General features: G+C 61.4%; 24 protein-coding genes and 3 pseudogenes. 4 read left to right on the forward strand and 23 right to left on the reverse strand.

What is annotated here, in order from left to right:
* Positions 1 to 116: 116 nt before the first annotated feature.
* On the reverse strand, positions 117 to 359 hold the full coding sequence (locus tag FJ443_RS25065; RefSeq protein ID WP_140522750.1) for a hypothetical protein: 243 nt from the start codon (positions 357 to 359) through the stop codon (positions 117 to 119).
* Between the two features lie 341 nt (positions 360 to 700).
* On the opposite strand from FJ443_RS25065, the gene FJ443_RS25075 reads away from it, so the two are divergent.
* Complete coding sequence (locus tag FJ443_RS25075; RefSeq protein ID WP_140501470.1) at positions 701 to 1,114, forward strand: hypothetical protein; 414 nt, start codon at positions 701 to 703, stop codon at positions 1,112 to 1,114.
* 71 nt (positions 1,115 to 1,185) lie between these two features.
* Here the strand turns inward: FJ443_RS25075 and FJ443_RS25080 are convergent, their stop codons facing one another.
* The 6 genes from FJ443_RS25080 to FJ443_RS32105 all read right to left on the reverse strand — a co-directional run bounded on the left by FJ443_RS25080 (position 1,186) and on the right by FJ443_RS32105 (position 7,307).
* Positions 1,186 to 2,460 carry an MFS transporter gene (locus FJ443_RS25080; protein WP_224656239.1) on the reverse strand — a complete coding sequence of 425 codons (1,275 nt, stop codon included), beginning with the start codon at positions 2,458 to 2,460 and terminating at the stop codon, positions 1,186 to 1,188.
* 153 nt (positions 2,461 to 2,613) lie between these two features.
* Positions 2,614 to 3,015 carry a hypothetical protein gene (locus FJ443_RS25085; RefSeq protein WP_140522749.1) on the reverse strand — a complete coding sequence of 134 codons (402 nt, stop codon included), beginning with the start codon at positions 3,013 to 3,015 and terminating at the stop codon, positions 2,614 to 2,616.
* A gap of 391 nt (positions 3,016 to 3,406) precedes the next feature.
* Positions 3,407 to 3,589, reverse strand: coding sequence for a hypothetical protein (locus FJ443_RS31805; RefSeq protein WP_224656240.1), 183 nt, complete (start codon positions 3,587 to 3,589; stop codon positions 3,407 to 3,409).
* Between the two features lie 1,108 nt (positions 3,590 to 4,697).
* Positions 4,698 to 5,405, reverse strand: a complete 708-nt coding sequence (locus FJ443_RS25100) for a glutathione S-transferase N-terminal domain-containing protein (protein WP_140522747.1) — start codon at positions 5,403 to 5,405, stop codon at positions 4,698 to 4,700.
* A 562-nt stretch (positions 5,406 to 5,967) separates the two neighbouring features.
* Positions 5,968 to 6,474 carry a DNA starvation/stationary phase protection protein gene (locus FJ443_RS25110; protein ID WP_140501480.1) on the reverse strand — a complete coding sequence of 169 codons (507 nt, stop codon included), beginning with the start codon at positions 6,472 to 6,474 and terminating at the stop codon, positions 5,968 to 5,970.
* 350 nt (positions 6,475 to 6,824) lie between these two features.
* Positions 6,825 to 7,307, reverse strand: a complete 483-nt coding sequence (locus FJ443_RS32105; RefSeq protein ID WP_318013163.1) for a hypothetical protein — start codon at positions 7,305 to 7,307, stop codon at positions 6,825 to 6,827.
* 257 nt (positions 7,308 to 7,564) lie between these two features.
* Here FJ443_RS32105 and msrA (FJ443_RS25120) point away from each other — a divergent pair.
* Positions 7,565 to 8,094: pseudogene (gene msrA, locus FJ443_RS25120) on the forward strand (peptide-methionine (S)-S-oxide reductase MsrA).
* A 212-nt stretch (positions 8,095 to 8,306) separates the two neighbouring features.
* On the opposite strand, the gene FJ443_RS25125 reads toward msrA (FJ443_RS25120), so the two are convergent.
* The 3 genes from FJ443_RS25125 to FJ443_RS32110 form a co-directional block, all read right to left on the reverse strand.
* Positions 8,307 to 8,840, reverse strand: coding sequence for a DUF1993 family protein (locus FJ443_RS25125; protein ID WP_181165396.1), 534 nt, complete (start codon positions 8,838 to 8,840; stop codon positions 8,307 to 8,309).
* A 1,161-nt stretch (positions 8,841 to 10,001) separates the two neighbouring features.
* Positions 10,002 to 10,919, reverse strand: a complete 918-nt coding sequence (locus FJ443_RS25130; RefSeq protein ID WP_140501484.1) for an NADP-dependent oxidoreductase — start codon at positions 10,917 to 10,919, stop codon at positions 10,002 to 10,004.
* A gap of 65 nt (positions 10,920 to 10,984) precedes the next feature.
* Positions 10,985 to 11,557 carry a zinc-binding dehydrogenase gene (locus FJ443_RS32110; protein WP_347439607.1) on the reverse strand — a complete coding sequence of 191 codons (573 nt, stop codon included), beginning with the start codon at positions 11,555 to 11,557 and terminating at the stop codon, positions 10,985 to 10,987.
* 729 nt (positions 11,558 to 12,286) lie between these two features.
* Between FJ443_RS32110 and FJ443_RS25140 the strand changes: the two genes are divergently transcribed.
* Positions 12,287 to 13,240 (forward strand): AraC family transcriptional regulator, encoded by a 954-nt coding sequence (locus FJ443_RS25140; RefSeq protein WP_210239479.1) that lies wholly within the window; start codon positions 12,287 to 12,289, stop codon positions 13,238 to 13,240.
* A 234-nt stretch (positions 13,241 to 13,474) separates the two neighbouring features.
* Here the strand turns inward: FJ443_RS25140 and FJ443_RS31810 are convergent.
* The 7 genes and pseudogenes from FJ443_RS31810 to FJ443_RS25175 form a co-directional block, all read right to left on the reverse strand.
* A pseudogene (locus FJ443_RS31810) lies at positions 13,475 to 13,712 on the reverse strand (SUMF1/EgtB/PvdO family nonheme iron enzyme); the annotation flags it as partial.
* Between the two features lie 158 nt (positions 13,713 to 13,870).
* A complete protein-coding gene (gene msrA, locus FJ443_RS25150; RefSeq protein WP_140522743.1) occupies positions 13,871 to 14,383 on the reverse strand; it encodes a peptide-methionine (S)-S-oxide reductase MsrA in 513 nt (170 codons plus the stop codon).
* Positions 14,384 to 14,385: 2 nt separating this feature from the next.
* Complete coding sequence (gene msrB / locus FJ443_RS25155) at positions 14,386 to 14,838, reverse strand: peptide-methionine (R)-S-oxide reductase MsrB (protein WP_140501490.1); 453 nt, start codon at positions 14,836 to 14,838, stop codon at positions 14,386 to 14,388.
* A gap of 250 nt (positions 14,839 to 15,088) precedes the next feature.
* The gene (locus FJ443_RS25160) at positions 15,089 to 15,820 is read right to left on the reverse strand and encodes a peroxiredoxin family protein (RefSeq protein WP_140522741.1); all 732 of its coding nucleotides are present in this window, start codon (positions 15,818 to 15,820) and stop codon (positions 15,089 to 15,091) included.
* On the reverse strand, positions 15,817 to 16,752 hold the full coding sequence (locus FJ443_RS25165; RefSeq protein WP_140522739.1) for a LysR family transcriptional regulator: 936 nt from the start codon (positions 16,750 to 16,752) through the stop codon (positions 15,817 to 15,819). The genes FJ443_RS25160 and FJ443_RS25165 overlap by 4 nt, the downstream gene beginning before the upstream one ends.
* Positions 16,753 to 16,923: 171 nt before the next feature.
* Positions 16,924 to 17,514: a peroxiredoxin-like family protein gene (locus tag FJ443_RS25170; RefSeq protein WP_281405129.1), complete on the reverse strand. Its 591-nt coding sequence runs from the start codon at positions 17,512 to 17,514 to the stop codon at positions 16,924 to 16,926.
* A gap of 192 nt (positions 17,515 to 17,706) precedes the next feature.
* Complete coding sequence (locus FJ443_RS25175) at positions 17,707 to 18,654, reverse strand: LysR family transcriptional regulator (RefSeq protein ID WP_140501498.1); 948 nt, start codon at positions 18,652 to 18,654, stop codon at positions 17,707 to 17,709.
* 113 nt (positions 18,655 to 18,767) lie between these two features.
* Here FJ443_RS25175 and FJ443_RS25180 point away from each other — a divergent pair, with 113 nt between their 5' ends.
* Entirely contained in the window at positions 18,768 to 19,313 is a 546-nt protein-coding gene (locus FJ443_RS25180; protein WP_140501500.1) for a carboxymuconolactone decarboxylase family protein, read from the forward strand.
* Between the two features lie 183 nt (positions 19,314 to 19,496).
* On the opposite strand, the gene FJ443_RS25185 is transcribed toward FJ443_RS25180, so the two are convergent.
* The 6 genes and pseudogenes from FJ443_RS25185 to wrbA form a co-directional block, all read right to left on the reverse strand.
* Positions 19,497 to 19,991, reverse strand: a complete 495-nt coding sequence (locus FJ443_RS25185; protein WP_140522737.1) for an OsmC family protein — start codon at positions 19,989 to 19,991, stop codon at positions 19,497 to 19,499.
* 161 nt (positions 19,992 to 20,152) lie between these two features.
* Positions 20,153 to 20,839, reverse strand: a complete 687-nt coding sequence (locus FJ443_RS25190; protein ID WP_140522735.1) for an antibiotic biosynthesis monooxygenase — start codon at positions 20,837 to 20,839, stop codon at positions 20,153 to 20,155.
* Positions 20,840 to 21,089: 250 nt separating this feature from the next.
* A complete protein-coding gene (locus tag FJ443_RS25195) occupies positions 21,090 to 21,836 on the reverse strand; it encodes a ferredoxin reductase (RefSeq protein WP_181165397.1) in 747 nt (248 codons plus the stop codon).
* Positions 21,829 to 22,434, reverse strand: a complete 606-nt coding sequence (locus FJ443_RS25200) for a sulfite oxidase-like oxidoreductase (RefSeq protein WP_140501506.1) — start codon at positions 22,432 to 22,434, stop codon at positions 21,829 to 21,831. The genes FJ443_RS25195 and FJ443_RS25200 overlap by 8 nt, the downstream gene beginning before the upstream one ends.
* A gap of 149 nt (positions 22,435 to 22,583) precedes the next feature.
* Positions 22,584 to 23,258 carry a DUF1003 domain-containing protein gene (locus FJ443_RS25205; RefSeq protein WP_224647543.1) on the reverse strand — a complete coding sequence of 225 codons (675 nt, stop codon included), beginning with the start codon at positions 23,256 to 23,258 and terminating at the stop codon, positions 22,584 to 22,586.
* Positions 23,210 to 23,808: pseudogene (wrbA, locus tag FJ443_RS25210) on the reverse strand (NAD(P)H:quinone oxidoreductase). The gene FJ443_RS25205 and the pseudogene wrbA overlap by 49 nt, the downstream one beginning before the upstream one ends.
* Between the last annotated feature and the right edge of the window lie 100 nt (positions 23,809 to 23,908).

Consider the following 23,908-nt stretch of genomic DNA (forward strand, 5'->3'; position numbering starts at 1 on the left):
GCGTAAAAGGGGATACTCGTGTGGTTGTGTTGGAATTTCATGCGAGTGTCGTTCCAAGTACCTGAAAACGCTTCCATCCGGCCACGCTGCAAGTTGGCGGCTATCTGAAGCCAGCTTTAAAAGCCATTTAGGATCCACGGATCGGTGTCGTATCCGAGGCGCGGCTTTTCCGGCGTTGTTCCATCCGGCAATTTGGCCGTGCCAGTCAAACCGCAGTCCAGATCTCTCACCGGCTTCTTGGTCGAATGCTTCGTAGAACACAGGGCCGCAGCATCACCGACCACCACTTTCTTCTCCTTGGCAAAGGCACCACCAGTCGCAGCGATCACGATCGCCGCGAAAAATATTGCTACTCTCATCGGACTTCCCCACCGGTCGCGCATCCCCGAGATGCCAAACATTACGTCAAGGCGGGCTGCTCTTCCATTTCGCGATGGCTTTTACGCTAAGCTCGTCCGCTGCCGAAACCGCACCGCGCCGCCAGTGGTGCGTCCACAGAAGCCCGCCGCCTATTGGGAGCATCGGCAACGGGGCAGATAGGCGGACCGGTGTCGAAGGGCCTGAAAAGAAAAGGCCGAATGGCTCAAGCCAGGCCTTGTCGGTCGGGTCAAATTCTTCAAGGGTGAAGAAAAAGCTTCGCCCGCGCGAAACTACTGGATTAAAGGGAGACGTGAATGGCGGTTGCGAAAGAGGTACCTGGATGACCGCCGTCGGAAAACCGGTCCTCTACCCAGTCACGGAAACGGAGTTTGTGGCGAGTCTGATCAAGCACGCCAGTGATCAGCCGACGGTACAGTTTCTGCAGTACACCTATAGGGTCCAGCAAACGCTCGACCAGGATATCGAAAATTGGGAAGAGCCCGCCGAGGGCAAGGTCGATCAAACGATCGAATGGCTCCAGGAGCGCAACACCAATCCCGACGTCGTGATCACGCCGGATAATTATCGCATCTACGCCCGGAGCCTCGCGGTAAACCTGCTTTTCGTGATCAGTAACGACCGTCCCATCCAGCAGGACCACCGGGTCGCCAATGAGAGCAAATGGGAGGAGAGGCAGCAGGGCGAATATTGGCGATGCGTGGCGATTTGCTCGACCGGCTGGCGGGAGACTTAGAGCGGCTTGCCGGCGCGGAGCATGGTGCGCGACAGCCAACTGTGCTTCCGTCCTGGCGTTCTCTTTCTGGGTCATTTTATCGACCGCGATGAGCCGTCGTTCGCGGTCGTGTAAGCGTGCGGGTTGCGTGCACCGATGACCGCGAACAAGGTGGCGAGGAGGGCAAGCCCTCCGTACCCGACGGCTATTTGCGGCAGCGAGAAAGTGTTGGACAGCTTGCCGGAGATGAGGCTGGGGAAGGCGGCGCCGCTGTAGCAGAGGAGATAGATCGCGCTGAAGATCGGTGCGCGGTCGGCTAGCGTGCTGCCGCGCAACAGACCGCGTGTCGCGGCGCTGATGGCGATGCCTTGGCCGGCGCCCGCAAGGATGGTTGCGATGATGAAAAACACAAGTGTGCCGGCGGCGATCGCCGTGATGACGCCGATCATTCCGGTCAGGAAGATGACCATTCCGACGCGTTGGGCGACCGCCGATGTGAACCGGCCGCCGATAGGAGCGCCGAGAACGCTGGGCGTCATATAGGCGGCGAACACCAATCCGAGAATGAGCGGGCTGCGGGTCTGGAGTTGATCTTCCACCAGCGCAGGCACGAACGCTTGGTAGAAGGCTCCGGTCGCCCAGGTGGCCAGGAACACCGCTGCCGCCACAGGGAGCAGATGCCTAACGTGGGCCGGTACGCCCACCCGAGGCAACAGCGATCGCCAAGCGCCCGGGGTCAGAGTTGCGGTTTCCGGGCTGATTGAGATGAGTCCACCAGACAGCAATAGAAAGCCGACGCAAACCAGATAGATGAGGTCGCGTGGCCAAGGGCCGAACTGGACCAAAGCACCGGAGGCGATGGCGCCGACAGTGAGGCCCAGCATCGGTCCCTGGCTGGAGGCGACGGAGGCCAACCATTCTGGCCTGCTGGGCGCGGCGTCGACGATGTAGGAAGTCAGGCTGCTGCTGGCCAACCCAGTGCCGACACCCACCAGGAGCCGACCGGCCAGCAGGATTTCGATGTCGCGCACATTCAGCAACAGCAGACAGCCCAGCAGCAGCAGACCGAGGCTAGCGATCGAAGTGAGCCGGCGGCCCAGATGATTGGACAGACGTCCCAGCACCAACAGTGAGGCGATAGTGCCGATGGCGTACGCCACCACGGCCATAGAGATGCCGGCGTTGGTGAACCCGTCCTCCGCCCGGTAGGTGTTGTAGAGCGGGATTGGAGCGGCCGCTACGGCAAAGGAAGCGACCAGGGACACCATGGCGGATATGAAAGCCAGCTGGCGCATTCCGCCCCGGCGAGCCTCATTGATCACTGGTGGCACGTCTTGCACCGAGCCGTGCATTTCTGCCTCACGCAATTGAGCTTTGTCCGTTCCAGGCTGCGCTGCGCGTCACTCGAGAAGATCTGCGGAAGCGATAGGCATCGATTGCAGCGAGGAACGAAACCTTCCACTAGCCGGTGCATATGGTTTTCTTAGCGGCGCAGAAGAGCGCTGCGACAATCGTCGCCCTCAAGCCGCCCTACGCCTGTCCGCTCCCAAATGCGTCGCGGCTGGCTCCTCAGGCGCGTTAAAGACCGACGTGGTGAGTAGGACAGCGGCAGCGAGGACCCAGTAGTACCAAGCGTCGAGCCCAGCAAACTTGAAGGCGAACGGTGCGATGACAAACACGACGCCAACGGCCCGGTCGACCCAAAGATGCAGCCAGTAGGGAATGATATGGACGAGCCCGGTGGGATGGTCGGTAAGGGCGGGCAAGAGTAGCGCCGCGACACCGACAACAACCGAAAGCCACACCGCGATCGGTCCGCTCTGGCCGAGCTTCAGCACAAACGGTGCTGCGATCAAGACGACAGCGACGGGATAATCGATGAGGTAGGCGTGCATAGACTTGGTGATGAAGCGGAACGACATTGGTGACTCCTATGGCTTGTTTGCTTGGGCGGGTCCTTGCGACGTGGATAGCGCATCATCTAAGAGGGCGATCACGACGCCTTACGCTAGCGGCCACTCCATGCGTCTCTCGGGTCAGCTCGGTTAATTGCACAGAGCTATCCCGAAAGGCTGACCATTAGAAATGCCGGGTTGTTATCGTTTCCATTCCAGTCGCCCGGCGCGCCATGGAAGCGTTAATGCGGCGTAGAGCGTCGGCCGACAGTAAGTGCGGAGTGCACTTCAGGCGCACGACGTGACCGTGCTTCAGACCTTACGTCATCAGCTTATTCCCTAGCCACCCCACAAGAGCCGGATCACTTGCCGCGCGTTATGCCGGGGTGCTTGCCTTCAACATTCGGCGTCGCAGCCGTCAGGCGACCTCTTCGATCACGAGGTCCCTTCCATTGAACGAGACCGTGTCACCGGCGCGCTTGCCTTCCAACTCAGCATAGATCGGCGCTTGCGTGGAGATGCCCATAATTTCGTTGCCGTCGCACGCAAATTTGGCCGTCGGCACGGCAACAACGAAAAACCGACCGTGTAGCTTCAGCATTGCGCCTTCTTCGACCTTGCTCTTTGGTCCGAAGTCTATCGTCGAGCTTCTCGATCTTGTCGGAGTGCGAGTGAACAGTGTCGTCGAAGGCTTCAGACAGGTCGCTTGCGAGCTCCGCCTGCGCTTGTTCATCGTATTCGATCGGCTCACTTCTATCCAGCCGGGCGCTCGCGACATACTCCAGGTATTTTTCTCTCGCGCTCTCGAGGTCGCGCGCCTCGAGCGACAGCATTGTTTGCTTCACGATCTGCTTATTCATCTCACGTCGTTTTAAAGGAGGCGCCGCGGGCCGGCGCTGTGGTGACAGTGTCGGCAAGCCCGACCACTGCGCGCTCATTCGTTGTCGGGAACGTCAGCCCCCTGGTAAGGGATTCTCTCAACCCTGGAATCTCGTAGGATGCTGGCGACCAGACAGACGTAGGATTGCTTCACCGTGTCGAACCCGAGCATGGAGGATGACTGCCCTAACGGACACGGGGGGAAGTCAGGAAACCCGATGCGCAGCACAAACCGCTCGGGATCCCGATCGAATTCCTCCTTAAATATCTTTCGCAGGCCATATCGGCTCGCTATTTAGTCTCCGTTGTCGTGACGTGTGGGGCGGTTCGCGTTTAGCTGTTCGTCAAGCCCCCGCGAGCGCTCCTGGTCCAAGGCATCAAAGGTATCGATCAACAAGCCCTTGCTGCCGCCCCCCCTGTCGGTGATCGCATAGATGTTGGAACCGTCTCCCGCTTCGGGCGGGCTCTCGAACCTTATCGCGCCATCAACGCGGGCGCCGCCGCCACCTACGGGCTTCTCGGCAGTCAGGTCGTAGAGTTGGCCATCCTTATCCGGTATTTGTGGTCGTAGCCGCGTCTCAAGAGATCTGAAACAGCCACGACCATGTCCCTCGCGTCGAGGTTCATCTACATCCTCCTAGATTTTCGCCGCTCAGGCGGCAAAATATATCGGTCACAGGAACAGACCCGCGAACGCGACACCACACGACAAGTGGTCCCTAGACACCCCGCACCGAACGCTAAGTTTCGTAACAGACGTTGGGAAATGCAGTACTGTTCTGGTTTCCATTCTCGCAATTGCGGCCGGATGAGATCCGGTCGCCTCTGGTCTAGCCGTCGGCCGCGACGTAGTTCGACGGGAAGAGCGCACGCATCGTTTCCTCGTCGTTCACCTTCTTGAACTCGTGATCCGTTCCGACCGCACGCGCCCTCGCGACGGCGGGCCGACCATCGATTGCGGCGAACCAGCGTTTGACGTTCGGGAACGGCGCCAAGGGATCGTCGGCGCCCTTCATCACACGTGAGGCACGGTCTATCCAGCCCCAGGCGGACATGTCGGCGATCGTGTAGTCGGACCGGACGATATAGTCGCGGCCGACGAGTTGACTGTCGAGTACGCGATAGTGGCGCTCCACTTCGCGGCGATATCTGTTGACGGCGTAGTCCAGGCCGTCGGGAGCCGCAAACTGGAAATGCACAGCCTGTCCCGAGAAGGGCCCCAGGCCTGTTGCTAGGAAGAAAAGCCATGACAAAAGCTCACCCCGGTCGGCGGGCTGACCAAGGAAGCGGCCTGTTTTCTCGGCCAGGTACAGCAGAATTGCGCTGGAATCGAAAACCCGCACCTTTTTTCCGCCTGGGCCTTCTGGGTCGACGATCACAGGGACCTTGCCATTGGGATTGACGGCGCGAAATGAGGGCTGGTGTTGTTCGCCTTTGCTGGTGTCGACCGGCACCAGCTCATACGTTAGCTCAGACTCCTCCAAGAACAGGGCCACCTTGGCTGGATTGGGCGTAGGGTGGAAATAGAAGCTGATCATCGCACTCACCTTCAGGATTTCACAGACTGCGCACAAGGGCCGGGCGCCGGGTCGACGGAGCCACTGGACCAAGCCGCCGACGCCACATTGCCAATGCGTTCGTCCCTACGGAAGTGCCGCTGCATTATCGATTTCATTCCCGACCGCCTGACGCCTACACTCGATCGCGACCGGCACCACGACCTGCAGCCCTCGGCGAGCATCACCTTCGCGCCGGGTCCCGACGCCACGCCCGCGGCGCGGACGTCTCCTGACCCGCCCCCGATCACGAACAAGGTCGACATCGAATTCCACTTCACCGGAAGGCGCTGAAGCGGCGGGCGCCAGTCTCGACGCGGCTGGAGGTCACTGCAATTCGTCCGTGTCGCTCAACTCAGGCATCCGATCCATTCTGTGGGCGGTCGAAATGCGTGCGCTGACCGTATTTGTCCGCGCACGCCGATTTCCGCCTAGACCAGAGCTCACTCTGGATATGAACGAATGTGAGTCCTGGCGAACACGCCGCCGCTTCAGACTCGCGCCATCGTGTTTTGAACTTTCGGCTCAGTGCATCCGTCGATGATCAGTGCGGCTGCGCCGCCTCGCGCAAGAACCACGCGCGCTTCTCGGCGGCGTCTATGTACCCTTCGAGAAGGCTTGCCGTCGCAACGTCGTCCAACTCGTCGCAGAGCTTGTGCGCCAGCCGCATCGAAGCCGCCAAGGCCAAGTTGCCCTCCATGAGCTCGGCGAGCATAGCGACCGGTGCAACGCCATCGGCATCGTTGTCCGCAATGGTTCGCAGCCGCGCCGCCTGCCCAAGCGAGCGGATCGTCCTGCTGCCGGCCGCGCGGACGCGCTCCGCGAGTGGGTCGATCAGGTCGAGAATGTCGCTCGCCTGCTCGTCCAGCATGAGGTGGTAATCCCGGAAATGGGGGCCGCTCACGTGCCAGTGGAAGTTTTTGGTTTTGAGATAGAGCGACAGAGCGTCAGCAAGGAGCTGGTTGATTTTTGCCGCGAAGGTCGCAATCGAGTTTCGCACCGCCGGCTCGTCTCGCTCGCCGTTCGGCAGCTCTTGGACATTTGTTGTCATGTTGGCAGCCCTTTCATTGTCTTTGTACGTGGGAGTCCCTGGCGTGCGTGGAACGAGCGGGGAGGGCGCGTGCTCGTCAAACCGCCGGTTAGGGCGACGATCGCTTTATTGACGTTCTCGAGCGCATAGCCGCCGACCTGTTCGAGCGATGTGGAAGGTCCGGCATTTCGTCAGGCGCCACGCCGCACGCGACGATCCCAGGGCGGGGGGACGCAAACGCCTCGATCAAGTCGACTCGAGCAGCTTATGATGAGCCGTCTTCCACTGACGGAGTGTTGCCGTTCGATGTAGGCTTGCAGCCAAGTCATGCACGACGGGCGCGAGGCCCGTCGCCGATCAAGGGCTTCGGCCTAATGGTTCGCGCCGCCTAGCGGCTTTAGGTTCGCACAAAATTCCGCGTAAGGCTTGCTCATTGCCTCATCTTGGCACTCTTTCATCATCGCGTCCTGATCGCTCTTCGACATGCTTTTCCACGCGGCCTCGAATTCGGCCTTGGGCTTCATCGTTTTCATTCCTGCATCATTGAAAAACGGCGCCATCATCGCTGGCGAGTCGAGAGCGCCTGCGAAAGCCCCGCCACCAAGCGTTGAAAAAGCCAATGCTCCGAACAGAATGGGTCTCAGGTTCATTAGTAGGTGTCCTTCTGGTTTGCGGGAGTTCTTCTGCAATGTGTGTTTGCCCAGGATCGAAAATTGCGTTGTTTCTGGCGCGCTCAGATTTCGCCCGAAGCCGCCAATCCAGGCCAATGAAAACGTTGTATGGATTTCATGCCGGTCGGGAATTGTAGGCGACGAATTCTTCCACTTTCGCCAAAAGCAAATGATGTCAGACAAAGATCACGCTCATCAGATACCGGCGGTCAGCCTTCAAAACCGCCCAAGCCGCTTGTAAGTTCGTTCTCCGCTTTCCACGTAGCGAGCTGCACGTCAGAGCCGGTCGTGGAGGCGCCCTGTCGGAGGCTGGGTAGCAGGACTGTCCGTGACGACCTCATCCCGGCCGGTTATCGATTGGATGTCCGCTTTCTATGATCTTACCATGTCGGCGACCGGTACTCTCACTACGGCGTGTGGCCGGTCAGAGGAACTCCAACATGGCGACGGAAAAGGCGGTGTTGGCTGGTGGATGCTTCTGGGGCATGCAGGCCATGTCCCGGCGAGTGCGAGGCGTGGTCTCGACACGCGTCGGCTACACTGGCGGCGACCTCCCCAATCCGACCTACGGCAACCATCAAGCGCACGCAGAGGCAATCGAGATCATCTTCGATCCCGCGGTGGTAAGCTACCGGGCCATCCTTGAACGCTTCTTCCAGTTTCACGACCCGACAACCTACGAGCAGGAGCGACTTTGGACCAAGCTAGCTGCCATCTTCTACCCCCGACGAACGGCAGAAGGAGACGGCGCTCGCGACGGCCGCAGAAATCGATGTCTCTGGGTTGTGGCCCGGTCCTGTCACGACTGAAATCAACTCCGAGGAGCGGTTCTGGCAGGCCGAGGCCGAGCACCAGGACTACCTGCAACGGCACCCGGGCGGCCAAAGCTGCCATTATCCGGCCAAACTGGCGACTGCCGTCGGCTCGTGCATGCCAGGCGACGCGGACCGTCGAGGGACCGGAGGACTGAGGCGCCTTCCAGGAGCCTGCCATATCCCCTTGTGCCCGAACCTAAACGAGAGGGTCGATACCCGCAGCTCCCAGCTCGGCTATATCGGCCTCAAATTCAACTAAGCCTTGTCGCGCGCCAATGACCTCTCGCAACTCGCTCACTACTGATGTGCCTGGAGCTCGTTTCCAGGCTTGAAGGCATCGGCTGTTATCGTGCGTCGCGCCACCACCTCACGAGTAATCACCGCCGCTCTGCTGAGTGAGGTTACCGAGATAGTCGCGCTTCCCAATAGCCGCACCGAGCCGCCTGAGGATCGCGTGAGCAATCGAGATGTGGAAGAAGAAGTCAGGCAGAACCAGGTGCCGGATATAGTCGTCGCCGCCGTACCACCCGCGCACGATAGGCGGCGTCAGCTCGTATGTGTGGGACTGCGCGCCGGCAATTTCCTCCGGCTGCACGTTTTGTAGAAAGCCGCGCGTCTCAACGAGCCGCCCCTTCAATGCTGGATACATCATCGCCGTGGTGCGGGGTGCCGGCGGGTGGCGCTGCATCAACTTCGCCATGTGCGCGTCGACCTTGTTGCAGCTTACGGAGAACTGTCCTCCGAAAGACAGCATGCTGGGCGTGAGCCGTTCGCCAAGGATCCTCCCGGGATCGAATCCCTTGCTCCGCTCGAGCGCTTGAGCGTGGTCGAGATAATCATCCATCACGTTCAGGCCATGTACCATGACAGGGACAGTGATGTCATAGACCGAGAAGGACACGCCAATCTCCATGCGCTCGTTTGTACTTTGAACGTCCGTCGGACCCGAAAGGTCGCTGACGGGAACGAGTGGTCACAATAAGCCCATCAATCTTCCGATTTAGCCACGCCAGTCTGCCGGACTCGACATTGGCTCGGAGAAACCGCCGCAGCAGGTGAGCGCCTACGCGTGCGGCAGGCTGGAGCCGCTCCGCTGACCTGTGCGAGCGCCACTGCGGTGCCGGCGACCGGCGCAATGGCAACGCCCAGGCTGACAGTCCTCGGTAACTTCATTGGAGGTCTCCTTTGTCGCTCGCTGAAGACACTATGACTTGGCTGGCGAATTCAATCGCTTTGGAGGCGGCCACGCATCGCGACCGGGCGAATGGACGTCAGCATCCGACTCAACCGACGAAATTAGAAATTCCTTTTGGATATGCATTTGATAGGAATGGGATATCGTTGTCCAAAAGCTCCGGTCGCAACCGGCGTCGCGTCGGTCTTCGATCAGCCGTCGAGGAACGCACCGTACTCAGGGTGCGGCGCGGCGTAGGAAGACATGAAGGGGCACTTCGCGATCGCTCTTTTGCCGTCGCGTTGCAATGCTTCGAAAACGCCATGCGCCAGCCGCGATCCGTACCCAGGCCGGACAGCTCTTATGACACCAATGTGTGCAGGACGACCCCGCCGTCTTCGAATCTAGAGGCAATGCAAACCGGCTCATGGCGGATTGTCCCGGATCTCCCTTTTCACCTTCTGTCTCCTTGCTCATCAGCCTAACAAAGTTAGCAGCCAATAGGCGGTGGTCTGCCGGCAGACGGCGAGCGAAGCGTGTGCCTGGAAGCACGGCGATCGAATAACGCGGCGCAACGCCCCACCGTCAGGACGTTGGCAACGCGGGCCACGAAGACGCTTCGCAGCTCATAAGGCAATTTCTATCGACCGCTCTAGGACATCTCGGATCGCGCCGTTATCCATCAAGACCCATTGAGGAACTCCTTGCCACAAGCTTGCGGAGCCGCATTGTTTGGAGCCACTCCCTCGAATGGTGCATCGTCCGGTATGGCCCCCATGCGGACGAATCGGCTCCCGACCGTCACCCTGCACTCACGGCGACAGGAACGGTATGACCGGTAAGGATTAAGGCGTCGGCTGGCTGCGTGCATCGATCGGCACGTGTCTCTCACGGGCGAACGCGGATGACCGTTTTCCCCGCGCGTCGTTCGGTCGAGTTGAAGGCGGCGATCGCCTCGTCGAGGGGCGCGACTTTGCCGATGTTCGTCCGCAGCCGTCCGTCCCGCACCCGCTGGACGATCTCGCTCAGCTGGGCACGATCGGCTTCGACGACGAAGTCGACCGCCAGGCCCTCCACGGGCCGCGTCTCGGCCGGGCCGACGACGGTCACCAGCGTGCCTCCGGCTCGGATCAGCGCCGCGGACCGCTTCTGGATGTCGCCGCCGATGACATCGAACACCAGATCGACTGCGCGCACGTCTTCCAGGGTGTCGTTCTCGAGGTCGACGAATTCGTTTGTGCCGAAGTCGAGCGCCTTCTGGCGGTCGGCAGAGCGTCCGGTGCCAATGACGTAGGCGCCGGCCTCTCGTGCGAGCTGCGTCACCATCGACCCGACGGCGCCGGCCGCACCATGCGCAAGGACGCTCTGCCCCGCCTGAAGACGGCCGTGCTGAAACAGTCCCTGCCACGCGGTCAGGCCCGAGATCGGCAGGCTAGCGCCCACCGTGAAGTCGATATCGCCCGGCAATGGCGCGAGGTTGCGCGCTTCCATGGCTACATACTCCGCCAGGGTGCCGTCGCGATACCAATCGGCGAGGCCGAACACCCGCTGGCCCACCGACAGTCCCGTCGTACCGTAGCCCAGGGCGGTGACCACTCCGGCCAGTTCGTGCCCGGGGATCGATGGCGTCCGGTCGCCGTCGACGCGATCGGTCCAGGTCGAGGGCCACGTCAGCTCGGTCGGGACGAACCCCGACGCATGGATCTCGACGACGACATCGTTTATCGCCGCCTGCGGCTCGGGCCGCTGCACCAACTTCATCCCGGCCGTTCCTGCAGCCTGGTCCGTCACTACGATCGCTTTCATGGGAATTGTCTCCTCGGGTCTTTTGTCTGCTTAGCGGAAATGCTTCATCGATGAGCGCGATTCGCTCACGGACGAATGCGGATGATCGTCTTCCCCTTACGTCGCTCGGTCACGTTGAACGCGGCGATCGCCTCGTCGAGGGTTACGACTTTGTCGATGTTCGTCCGCAATCGTCCGTCCCGCACCCGTTGGACAATCTCATTCAGTTGGTCACGATTGGACTCGACGACAAAGTCGACCGCCAATCCATTGGTGGGCCGTGCTCCGGCCGGGCCGGCGATGGTCAGCGGGCGCGGTATCAGCGCTTCCGCAGGAAACATCACGTTGGCCGTTACCTCGACGAAGCCGGCTTCGTTCCGGCCGAATGAAAGATAGAAGGGCGTTGGCGATGGCAATCTGGTGGCGATAGTACTCGCGGAAGCATCCACGGCTTGGGAGGAGGTGGGTTGGGATGCTTCCGCGAGAGCGGCGATCTTTGCCGCCGTTCCTGCCAGGACGCCCGGCGCCAGCGAAGCAGCGCCCGCGGGGAGCGGCAACGTCGAGAAAGCCGCGACGGACGTATGGAAAATTTTGTCGCTCTGTTCGTTGCTCAGGAAGTTGCAAACCACTTTTTGGTCGCGGCATAATCGCGAGTCCATAGAGCGCTCCTTTGCAGCCCACGCGCGACGCGCTGCAATAAATTCAATCGATGTCAAGGCGGCCGCGTGTGCTCGGCCGGCCCAGCCAGACTCAAAGATCGGACGCGGCGGACGAAATTAGAAATTCCCTTTGGACATGCTTTCGATAGGCGCGAGGTATCGTCATCCAAAGGTGCCATGCTCACAATTGCCCAGGGCCGTTGCAAGGACGCTCATTGCCGGACTGTCCCGGATACTGTCGCAGACCGAGGAGCCGCGTGGCCGCGCGGCACGCACAGTGTAGGTATGACGCTGACGTCCGATACTGGTGCGTCGCGATCGGTCGGTCGCGAATTCGGCCGTGCGACCGAGACTCGGGGCTTCCTGTTGAGGCGCCTGGGCATCGGTTTGTGTGAATTTATAAAGTTTGCCGGTCGCTGAGACGCTCAGCAGGATCATTCATGTTGCGCCTGAATATATCTAATTCGACTTCAGCCACTACTCCGTCAGCTGCAACTGAGTGATTGTTCAGCGTCTTCAGTTGAAGGCAGTGAAGATCGAACCGATCAATCCCACATCAGGTGGGAGCGTGAATGGCCCTTCGCCCGGTTGCGCAGGCCGAAGGCGTGGGCGAGATGGCATCGTCCCGCTGTCTCGCAGTCGAGCTGGGCCTGAGCACCATAAAGAAGGCTTCTGGACGTGGCAGGCGAGCCGTTCTGGCGTATATCGCGACAAGACCTCGACAAGTTGATGACCACTTTGGACGTCACCCTAGTCAGCCTGTCGGAGTGCACGCTTGCGGCGGGAGCCCACTTGGCGGTTGCCCGCGCGGCAACCTCCACCATCCACTACTGCTTTCGAGGCGCCGGGTTCATTCTCCGTGATCATGAAACGCCCATACGCCTGATACCGCACACGCTGGTAGTCGTCCCTCCTGGGCGAGCGATGACGATCACCGCAACGGAGCATCCGATCGCACTAAGGAACGCCGGCAAACACAACAACGGCGGCTTCACACTGGGGTCGTCTCAGCGGCACACCGTCGGAGACGGTGATCCGACACTGGTGCTTGCGTGCGGGGCCTTCCGGGCCACTTATGGTCCGGCGCTCGACTTGTTCGCCTCCTTGGCAACGCCCATTGTCGAGAGGTTCGACGTGCACGACCAGCTCGACCAAGTGATGACCTACGCGATGGCCGAGCTCGCAGCCCAGGAGGTTGGTGGAGGGCCGATGTCGGCGGCACTGCTGAAACTTGTTCTCCTCGCATTGCTCCGGCGCAGCCTGGTGTCGACGAACGCGTGGGTGGAGCGGTTTTCGAACTTGAGCGATCCTCCGATCGCACGGGCATTTGCCGAAATGGCCTCGCGCCCATCCGCGCCGCACACTGTCCAGAGCTTGTCTCATGCCGTCGGTCTCAGCCGCTCGGCTTTTATGGCTAGGTTTTCCGCCGCCTTCGAAGAGTCTCCAATGTCATTGCTCCGCCGCGTGAGGATGCGTCACGCGGCGGACCTGCTCGCGGCCAATGCGCTGTCTGTCGATCAGGTCGCCCTGAACGCCGGCTACCAGAGTAGAAGCAGCTTCACGCGCACTTTCCGCAGATATTACGGCAGCGACCCATCAGAGTACCGCGCCAAGGCGCAGCGAGCCTGGTCCAACAGCGCTACGCCGATCGAAGACGCGATCGAGGAATCCGACGCAGCCTGACGCCGGTGTTCGCTCCGGGATTGCGTAGGCGCGACCGCGGTAAGGTGCGCTGGACGCACCAGCGCCCCCAGCAGCCACGGGACGCTTTGAGACATCAAGGCTTTCAGGTGGTACACGAAGATCATCACGGCTCCGCGTTTTCTCTCAGCCGAGGCGACGTCGCGGAACTCACAGAAGGCTTTCGGCGATCCTCCGGCGGAGCGCCTTCAAGTCGTTCGCGAACAGGCGGACCGAGCTGTCCGCCGCCAAGCGAAGTCCTGAGAATTGCCAACGCGTGTGCCGGAAAGAAATTGCGATAGCTCGCGCGGAGGTATCCCGGCGGCGTCACGCAAGATCCGCCGCGTAGAACGAACTGCCCGGACATGAACTGCCATTGTATTCGCCGACCGCGCCCTCGACCGCGCGGAACCCCGGTGAGGCGAGGACGGGCTGTGCGTGTCCATTCCCAGGCGTCGCCGAACATCTGATGCATCCGCGCTTGGAATCTGAAAGCTGTGTCCGGCCGTCCAAATCTCGCAGCCTTGTCGTGTGTGGGCGACTTCGCGGCGGCGGGAATATTTAACAAAACGGTTTGTGAGGCACATGCAGTCAAGATGTGCCCGCCGCAGGTCACACGTACCGCAGCCGCCCTCAGGCGGCGTTCCTTCGCGGCAACTTCCAACCCGGCCGGACGAAGTGACAGGTGTAGCCGTTCGGGTAACGTTCCAAGTAGTCCTGGTGCTCGGGCTCCGCCTGCCAGAAATCGCCAGCGGGATAAATCTCGGTCACGACCTTGCCCGGCCACAGTCCTGAGGCTTCAACGTCGGCGATCGTGTCTTGCGCGACGCGTAGCTGTTCGTCGTTGGTGTAGAAGATCGCAGACCTGTAGCTCGTGCCGCGGTCGTTCCCCTGCCGGTTGGGCGTGGTCGGGTCGTGTATCTTGAAGAAGAACTCCAACAGGTCGCGGAAGCTCGTCTTGCTTGGATCGAAGATGATCTCGATAGCTTCTGCATGCGTGCCGCGATTGCGATAGGTGGCGTTCTTGACGTCACCGCCGGAATATCCGACCCGTGTCGACACGACGCCGGGCAAACGCCTCATCAGCTGCTGCATTCCCCAGAAGCAACCGCCGGCAAGGATCGCTCGTTCTGTACTCGCTGCCATTGTCAGACCTCCTGTTTTGCAACGGGCTTCGCGTACTGGCCGTACCCTTCGCTCTCCATTTGATCGCGGTGGATGAAACGAAGGGAGGCCGAGTTCATGCAGTATCTCAACCCGCCCTTGTCGAGCGGTCCGTCCGGGAAGAGGTGGCCCAAGTGGCTGTCGCCGTGCTTGGAGCGGACCTCGGTCCGTGTCATGCCATGCGAGCTGTCGTCCTTCTCTACGACGTTCGCGGCCTCGAGAGGCCGCGTGAAACTCGGCCACCCGGTGCCGCTGTCGGACTTGTCGAAAGATGCGAACAGCGGCTCGCCGGAAACCACGTCGACGTAGAGGCCAGGCTCCTTGTTGCCCCAGTATTCGTTGGCAAAAGGGCGCTCGGTCCCGTCAGTCTGCGTGACGCGGTGCTGCTCCGGAGTCAGCTTCGAGACCGTCGCTGGGTTTTTCCTATAGGTCGGCATTTCGCGGAGCTCCTTCTCGCGCAGGCTGGAAGAATAGGTAGCGGGTTGGCGAGCGTCTAATCACCTCGGGCTATCGAAACGATGCCATCGACGCAGCGCAAGCGGCAAGAAGCACTGCTTTGGCGAGCCGTCGGTCGGAGTGATTCCGTCCTCGACATGCTTGTTCAAAGCCGTCGATCCCTGTCGGGGCGACGCGCCCACCGGCCGCGGTCCGCAACAGGTCGTGGTGTTGGGTGGCGGACCCCTCCGGCTAAGACGTGGAAGCGGCACGGCGCAGCGAGGCCAAGATTTGCGCCGGCTCCGCCCGCATCGTGAAGTCGGGTTCGACGGACGCGCTGCGGATCCGGCCCTCCGTGTCGATGATGTAAGTCGCGGGAATGGGCAGCATCCAGACTGGCGAACCGTGCCGCGCACCGAAGTCGAAACCGAGCCCGGAATAGTGCGCTTTGATTTCGTCAGGCACCCGGAACAATATGCCATACGACAACGCAACGCCGTAGTCGACGTCAGACAGTACCTTCAGGTCTAGGCCCAGACTTCGCTTGAGTTGCCGCGGGAATTGTCCCGTCTCGGGTGTCACGACCGCGAGAGTTGCGCCGACGCTCTCAAACTCCTCCTTCGCCGCCTGAAGGGCGCACAGCTCGGCGGTGCAGAACGGACACCAGTCTCCTCGGAAGAAACTCAGGACGAGGGGGCCGCCCCGGCGCAGCTGGTCGGAGGAGTGAAGACGACCGTCCGCGTCCGGAAGGAGGAAGTCCGGCGCGGCATCTCCGACCTTCAACGCGTACGATACCACGTCTATATCGCGAAGCCAGCCCACGAGGTGGTTGTATGACGCCCAGTCCGCTTCGCTGAACCTCGTCAACAGCTCCGAACGAATCTGGGCGAGTGTCTTGTCGATCTGGCTTGGCATCCGTTTGGCGTCAAACTGCGGATCGGTTGGCTGGAAGCGGTTGGCCGGCGGCGTGCGTGCCGCGGTCATGCCGGCACGCCCGCCGCCTTCGGAAACGTTGGGTCCAGCATCCCGCGATGGGGGACATCGATCGACCAGTCGCGAAGCCGCGCGACCTTGACAAAAGCGTCCAGCGCCGGCGAGTAGCGGCGCCCCTGCACAGCCAGCAACCGGACTTCCCGCCAAACCTGATCGCCTTCGAGCGGAATGGTCTTGAGTGAGGGAAGGCGCGGCATGTGCTCTGGTGCGAGCATCACGCCGAAGCCAGCCGCCGCCATGTGCTGCAGGTGCAATTCATGACCGCTGCAGTGGCCGAGATGGGGTGGTCCCTTTGGAAAATACGTCTGTTGGATTTTTGGGGCGACGTCGCATCCCGCGCGATCCAGCAAGACGGTCTGTCGGAGGTCGTCGATACCGATCGATAGACGGTTCGCCAAGCGGTGTGTTGGCGCGAGAACTGCGACGTAGCGCTCCTCGAATAGCAACCAGTCGTCGATGCGGGCGGGCATGTCGGGCACGTCACCGACGATTGCGGCGCTGATCTCCCCCTCAAGCAATAAATCGACGAGTCTCTGCGCTACACCCTCGTACAGCTCCACGTGAAGTCCAGGCACGAACTTTGCAATCTCCGCGATCGGATCGAGCACGAGCGACGCCGAGATGGAGGGGGCGAGGCCGATCTTCAGTGGTGCGACCTCCTTGCGCTGGAACTCCTGGGCTCTGCGACACACCGCCTCCGCCGAGGACAATGTGCGTTCCAGCATCGGAAGGACTTCCTTTCCGAGGTCGGTGAGCTGCGTCAATTGGCGCTCACGGTAAATCAATTCGCCGCCGAGCTCCTGCTCAAGCTTCTGCACCCCCTTTGTCAGGGCGGGCTGCGTTACGTTGCACTGCTCGGCCGCGCGAGTGAAGTTGAGGGTGGCCGCGACGGCGAGGAAGTAGCGGACTTGATGAAGCTCCATGTGTTTTCTCCGTCAAGTGGCTGACCATTATGATGGCGAGGTTATGCACCCGGTGGCGTGCGGGGCACGCCGTAACAACGGAGCATGGATGCCACTTGCAGGCGCACGTTGGAATGGCCGGGTCTATTCGTTTGGACGCCCGGACACGCTTTCTGGAGCCCCAGAAAGCGGCTAGTGCGCAGCGAGGTTGGCGAGGACCGGAATCAGATCGCACGGGTCGCCGCGTCGCGTATAGTCGACACTGATATCGGCGTATTTGATCGTTCCGTCGGGCGCAACGACGTACCGGGCCGGCATAGTCAACGTCCAGCTCGGATCGCCGTTGAAGGTCGCGAGATCTATGCCGCATTCCTTCTCGACGAAACGCAGTTCGTCGGAGGCCCTCCAGCGTAGGCCGAAAGCGTGCGCGACCTTGCCACCCGCGTCGACCAGGCTCGCGAATGAAAGGGCATTCCACCTCTGCGTCTCAAGGCTGTTGTGGGCCGTCTGTTGTGAGATGACAACCAGCGAGGCGCCGAGGCTGCGTATGTCGTGAGAGCACGCCTCGATCGCGCGAAGGTCGACTGTGCAGTAGGGACACCATCTCCCCCTGTAGAAGAAGAGAACCATCGGGCCTCGACGCAGCGCCTCGCATGATGAGAATGCCCGGCCATGCCCATCATGCAGCCGGAACGGAGGGGCTTGATCCCCGGCCTGCGCGGCCCGCTCGGCCAATCCGGATGTGGCAAGCGCTTCCACCGCCCGTTGCCGAACCAGCGTCACGTTCGGCGGGGTCCTGGCCAAATCCTCGGCTCTAACGGCGTCCAATTCGTCTTGGAGTAACATCTTCGGCTCGTCGCGCGCGGCCCGGCATGCCACTAGCATAATCGCTGGTGCAGCGTGGCTCCGGTAGTCTTGCCGCGCGAGTTTGAGTTATTTTTCTCATGCATGAATGATCGCCCGAGAGAGAGTTGGCTACTTCGTCGTTTTTGCGCATATCTTTGGCGCGGAGAGCTTGGCCAGGTCGGCCGCAAGCGACTTGCGCAGCCGAGAAGCGGCGAACTCCATGAAGCGCCGCAGCTTGAGGGGCAGGATCGCCTGTCCGGTGTGCACCAGATGCACCGGGATCGGGTCAGGCTCGTAGTCCTCCAGGATGATCCTGAGCTTCCCCGCGGCCACAGGCCTCGCGATTTGGTAAGAGAGCACGTTCGTCACGCCGACGCCGGCGAGCGCCGCGTCGATCGCGGACTCCGCCGTGTTGATCTTCAGCCGACAGTAGGGACGCACGCTCCTCGTCGCCTTGCCGCGCGGCTTGAAAACCCACGTCATCCCAGCTGCGAGTGCCGTGAACGTCACGCACATGTGCTCGGCCAGGTCGTCAGGCGTTTTCGGGACGCCATGGGCGGCGAAATAGTCGGGGCTGCCGCACACCACACGCCTGATCTCGCCCACCTTCGTCGCGACGAGTGTGCTATCGGGCAACATGCCGACGCGGACGGCCAGGTCGATGTGCTCGTCGACGATGTTGATCGTGTGATCGGTGAGCGTCAGTTGAATGCTGATCTGCGGGAAACGCGCGAGGAATTCATTCACGACAGGCACTACGTGGAAGCGCCCAAAGACAATAGGCGCGGTCATCGTGAGCGTACCGCGCGGGACTGTGTACTCCCCAGAGGCCTGCGATTCGGCTTCCTCGACCTGTTCCAGGATGCGTTTGCAGGCGGCGACGTAGGCGAGCCCCGCTTCGGTCAGGGACAGTTTCCGCGTCGATCGGACCAGCAGCTGGGTATTGAGGTGGGTCTCCAATTCGGCGACCTTCCGACTGACGGTCGGTAGAGGGACGCCGAGCTGACGGCCTGCCGCGGAGAAACTGCCGGCCTCCGCCGACCTTACCAAAAGCGACATTGCTTCAAACCGGTCCATTTCTCTCACCCTCCGAGAGGCCATTTCTCACGATTAGGCAATTATGGCGCCGAACGGCAGAGGCTACCACAGCAATTCAAAAACCGAGCCGGCCAGAGTCCAACGGAGAAGAAATGTCCCGCATCGCTATCCCGGGTCGCGACGACGCGCCTGCCGAATCCCAGCCAATCCTCGACAACATCAACAAGATGCTCGGCTTCGTACCGAACCACTATCGCCTCATGTCCATCAGTCCGAACGTTCTGGGCGGCTGGGCCGGTCTGATGGGGTCGCTGTCCAAGGCCCTCGATCTGAAGACCCGGGAGGGCATCGCGCTCGCGGTTTCGGAGGCAAATGGCTGCGACTATTGCCTTGCAGCGCACAGCTATGTCTCAACGAACCTCGCGAAGATCCCTCCGGAGGAAATCGATCTAAACCGGCAGGGCCGATCGAGCGACTCCAAGCGCCAAGCTGCGGTCGCCTTCGCGAAGGCGCTTATCGAGACGCGCGGCAAACTCTCCGACGCCCAGTTTGCGGCGGTCAAGGATGCGGGCTGGACGGATGCTAGTACCCTCGAAATGATCGCGCTGACTGCTCAGTTCCTGTTGACCAACTTCGTGAACAATGCAGTGCGGACCCCGATTGATTTTCCGGAGGTGAGGCCCGCGAAGGCAGTCTAACGCCAGGTGACGCCGCTCTCCGGCGCTCGACGCGACGATGCCGATGCGTTCGCCGTCTACCTCGCGGCCCGCTAGCAGATGATTTCAGGTCGAATCGACCTGAAATCTGAATTCGTCTCTAAATCGGAGAAGTTGAGCATGGTGTTGCCCGAAAACCGCTTCACATTCTTCGGCATTATGCCTCTAGTCGGGGTCGATGTTCGGGATCGGAAGCTTGCGCAAGTCGTCGTCATAGCTAGCCGCTCGCCCGACGCTGACGTTGTCGTTCGTGCGGATGTCGGCGCTGAGGCCAAGCGTCCGCCCCACCGGACACATGTCCGCGGCCTGCATCAGTTGGGCACGTTCCTCGTCGCTCAGGTTTCCTTCGAGCCGGATGGAACGCTCGAAGGAGTCGCGGCTGCCCTCGATGCCGTGGTGATATGAAACAGCCACCTCGACATGAGAAAGCGGGAATTTCCGCCTTCGCGCCTGCAGCCGTATCGTCATCGCTGTGCACGCGGCGAGCGAAGCGCTGAGCAGCTCGTAGGGGTTTGCCCCGGCCGTGATGCCGCCCCTCCCATTGAGGCCGCCAATGGAGAATTCCGATGCGCCGGCGCGGCCGTTGAGCGCGCCGGCGCCGTCAAGATCGCCGCCTACCACGGCCTGCGGGTGGGGAGCGCCATCATTCGAGTTCGTCATCGTGCTTTCCTTTCAGGTTTCGACAGGGCCTTTTGGCAGGCCCGCCTTGACCAGGTATCGTAGCTACGGCCTCGCGAGCGCGACCTGGCTCCCCCGCGGCCCGCACTTTTGCGAACGTAGGGTTTATCACGCTGCGGGTCGACGGTTCCCGACAGTGGGTATCAGGCGTGGAGGGTCTCGCCACCTTCGGCATCCGCGTAGTACTGAGGCGCCTCGCGACGGTCATACTTTCCGTAGTCGCGCACGATCCGCACTCTTCGGATCCTGGCCTTGTTATTCGGCGCAGAAGCGTCCTCATAAGCCTGCGCGGCAGCGGCGTTCTTCCACGATATGAGGAGAATCAGGTCGCCGGGCGTGAGTACGGCGTCAAAGATGTCCCAGAACGTGCTGTCGGCGGCCCACGGATTCAGGCCAAGCCACTCGGCACAATCGTACGGGTTGTTGGTTTGCTTCCACTGCGCGGGGCGAGTCGCGTTGATCAGCGTAACCGTCGTGCCCTCCCCAAATTCAGTCTCATCGAGCCTTTGCTCCGTGAGGGCGTACCCCGTCGGCAGCTGATTGTCGGCAGTGATCTGACCCACGCGCAGGTGGTAGTCGGCGAGGATTTCGTCGCGGCCTTTCTGCTGGAGTTCGTGATGATGCCTGCGGGTGCGCCAGCGCACGAGCGACTTCTCGTCCCGCCAGTTCGAAAGCGAAAGGATCCAGCCCTCGCGGATCAGGCTCTTGTAGCGGATGTTGTCGACGAAGCCCTCTTCCTGCTCCAGCTCGGGGCGCAGCATCTTGGCGCTGTCGAGGTAGTCATCCCAGTTCTCTTTATTGGGGAGGACTTCGAAAATCACTGAAAACATGTTCGTATCCCGTCTCTAGAGTGCTTCGACGCAGTCAGTCCCAATGTCGAAATGGCCCGACAAAGGCACATATTCTTGACGGCAGAAGACGTTCCAGCCGTCGACATCGGTCGCCTTGGACAGCACCCCAGTGGCTCCCGTTCATTCACTGCGCGGGTCCTCGCATTCAACCACTAAAGTCGCTGCAGGCCGCACGGATAATCTGGCGTTTGCGAAAATTATGCTCTCGCAAAACGAAAGGAACGGTCCCTCAAGCGCCGTAGCGTTCGGCCTTGATCGCTCTCGCTTCCAGTCCCAATGCGAGCGCCGCGTCCGCCGCGATGTCAACGAAAGCAGTCGACCCGCACACGAAGACGCTGCCGGGAGAGACAGGCTGACGTGCCGCGACGTCGGCGACCATCGCCGCGTCGATCCGCCTGCTGAAGTCGCTGCTGCGCATCGCCGGCTCGCGCGTCAAGGCCAGGGCGAGTGCGAAATCGGGAAGCGACCTCTCGAGCTCGAGGAGCTCGTCCCTGAAAAGCACGTCACGCCAGGTCCTGGAGGAGAGCAACAGCGCGACAGGCACTGGCTCGCCGCTGGCCTTCCGATGCCGGATCATTGCCATCAGCGGCACGACGCCGGAGCCCGCGCCGATCAAGAGCAGCGGTTTCGCTGTCGGTCCCGGCCAGAGGAAGTGACCGCCAAGCGGCCCGCGAAGCTCGATCATATCTCCTGCTCGAGCGACGTCGTGGAAGAACGGGGAGACCTCGCCGTCCGCGAGGCGCTCGATCGCCAGCTCGATCACTTTGGAATTGCCCGGGGCCGACGCGATCGAGTAGCTGCGCATGGCAGTGTAGCCGTTGGGTGCAGTCAGCCGCACGTCAACGTGCTGTCCGGCCGTATACTCGAACGGTTCGGATAGGCGAAGAAAGAAGCTCTTTATAGCCGGCGTTCTCGTCGCGATCTCGACAATCGCGCAGCTCTGCCATCGCGCGGTTGTGCCAATCGCTTCAGTCATTCGTGTATCGCTGCTCGCGCCACGGATCCCCGTATATGTGGTACCCGCGCAGCTCCCAGAAGCCGGCCTCGTCGCGCTCGGTGAACTGAAGCCCGTTTACCCACTTCGCCGACTTCCAGAAGTAGAGATGCGGCACGAAGAGCCGCGCCGGCCCCCCGTGGTCGCGCGGCAGTGGCTGGCCTTCGTACTCGAGTGCGATCATCGCCTTGCCCGTCGCGAGGTCCGCCAGTGGCACGTTCGTGGAGTAGCCGTCGTAGCAATGGGCGAGCGCAAACGGAGTGGGTGCGCTGAGGCCGGCGTCGGCGAGGATATCGTCGACGGCCACGCCCTGCCACGCGGTGTTGAGCTTCGACCAGGAGGTCACGCAGTGGATGTCTCGCGTCATCTTGGTTCGTGGGAGGGCGTTGAACTCCGACCAGCTCCAAGCTTTGACCGGACGAGGTCCGACCTTTAGCGTGAATGTCCAGTCCGCGGGCTCGATCCTCGGCGTGGGACCGGCCGTAAGCACCGGGAAATTGTCGACGAGGTGCTGTCCCGGGGGAATCCGATCCGATAGTTCCGATCCGGATTGGCGGCCGGTAAAACCGCGAGTAACCATGGCGGACATCCTTCCTCGGCAGGTAAAAAGAGCGTCGTCCCGCGCAACGCCAAGCCGTAGTGCGCCGGATGAGCAAGGTACCGGCGTAACATAGTATTCCGCGCCGCGAATGGGAAATGACGTCACGCCATGAAGTCGATAGCCGGGCGTTATGATCGCCGTCCGCCTTCCGCATCGGCCTCGCGTGCGCCCGACGCCGACTGCTCCAGCAGCTCGGTCAGCATCCTGACGGCCTCCGTCAGCTTCAGGACTTCGCGCTCACGTAGTTGGTCGATCTTTTCATGCAGCAACTCTATCTCGAGCTCCGCCTTCACGTTGATGCGGTAGTCATTCTCCGCGGCCTTGCGATCGATGTCCTGCTGCCGGTTCTGGCTCATCATGATGACTGGCGCGGCGTAGGCCGCTTGGAAAGAAAGCGCGAGATTGAGAAGGATGAACGGGTAGGGGTCCCAGCCCCTGATCGCGCTGACTAGGTTGGCCCCTATCCAGACGACCAGGATCGCACTTTGCACGATGATGAAACTCCACGATCCCATGACGCTGGCGACGGCGTCAGCTATCCTTTGCCCGGGCGTCAGGCACGCAGCCGCCGCGGACTCATCCATGTCCTGGAGACGAAATGAGCGACGCGCTCGCCTGAGGTCGGCGAGCAGGTCATGCTCGGCTTGTTCCATGCCGTCCTGGTCTTCCACCTTCTCTTCCACGTTGCCAGCACCGTTCCGCTTGATTGCACGGTCGACGCGCCAGCGCCCCACCGCGTTTTTGATCGCGTCGTTTAGCCGTGAAATTTCGTGGCGATATCCGCGATGGCTCGTCGCCGGCACCGGGCGCCGGCAAGCTCGTTCTCGGTCGGCGGCCGCTGCGCGTCGGGGCCGGCAATTGTCGTGGCGCCGTAAGGCGTACCGCCGGCGATCTCATCGACTTTCCTTTGGCCGGCAAACCCGCAGTTCATTCCGACCACCGTCATGCCGAAGTGGAGCAGATTGGTGATGATGGTGAACAGCGTCGTCTGCTGGCCGCCATCCTGCGTCGTCGATGACGCGAAGGAGCCGCCGACCTTGCGATTGAGGGTTCCCTTCGCCCATAGGCCGCCAGCCTGGTCGAGGAAACTTGCCATTTGGGACGACATCCTGCCGCAGCGCCTGCTTGCGCCCAAGACGATCGCGTCCTACACGGCGAGGTTGTCGATGCACGCGACTGGAGCGGTCTGGTCGAGGTTGTCGTTGGCTGCCTTCGCGCCTCCGGAAATAGAAGTTCAGGCACTCGCTTCACGTCGGCGGACGCGCCCGCCTCGCGCGCGCCCGCGGTGATTTCGTGTGCGAGCTTTTCGATGTGCCCGTAGGAGGAGCAGTAGAGTACTAGCACTTTGGCCATGGGAGCCGTTCATCGTATTGACCGCCGCCCGCTTACGCGTCTTCGGCTATTTCGAAGCATGCAGAAAACCTCCGGCGCGAGGGCGTCCGGTCGGGTGCTT

It is taken from the genome of Mesorhizobium sp. B2-6-1 (assembly GCF_006440475.1).
Classification (GTDB): Bacteria; Pseudomonadota; Alphaproteobacteria; order Rhizobiales; family Rhizobiaceae; genus Mesorhizobium.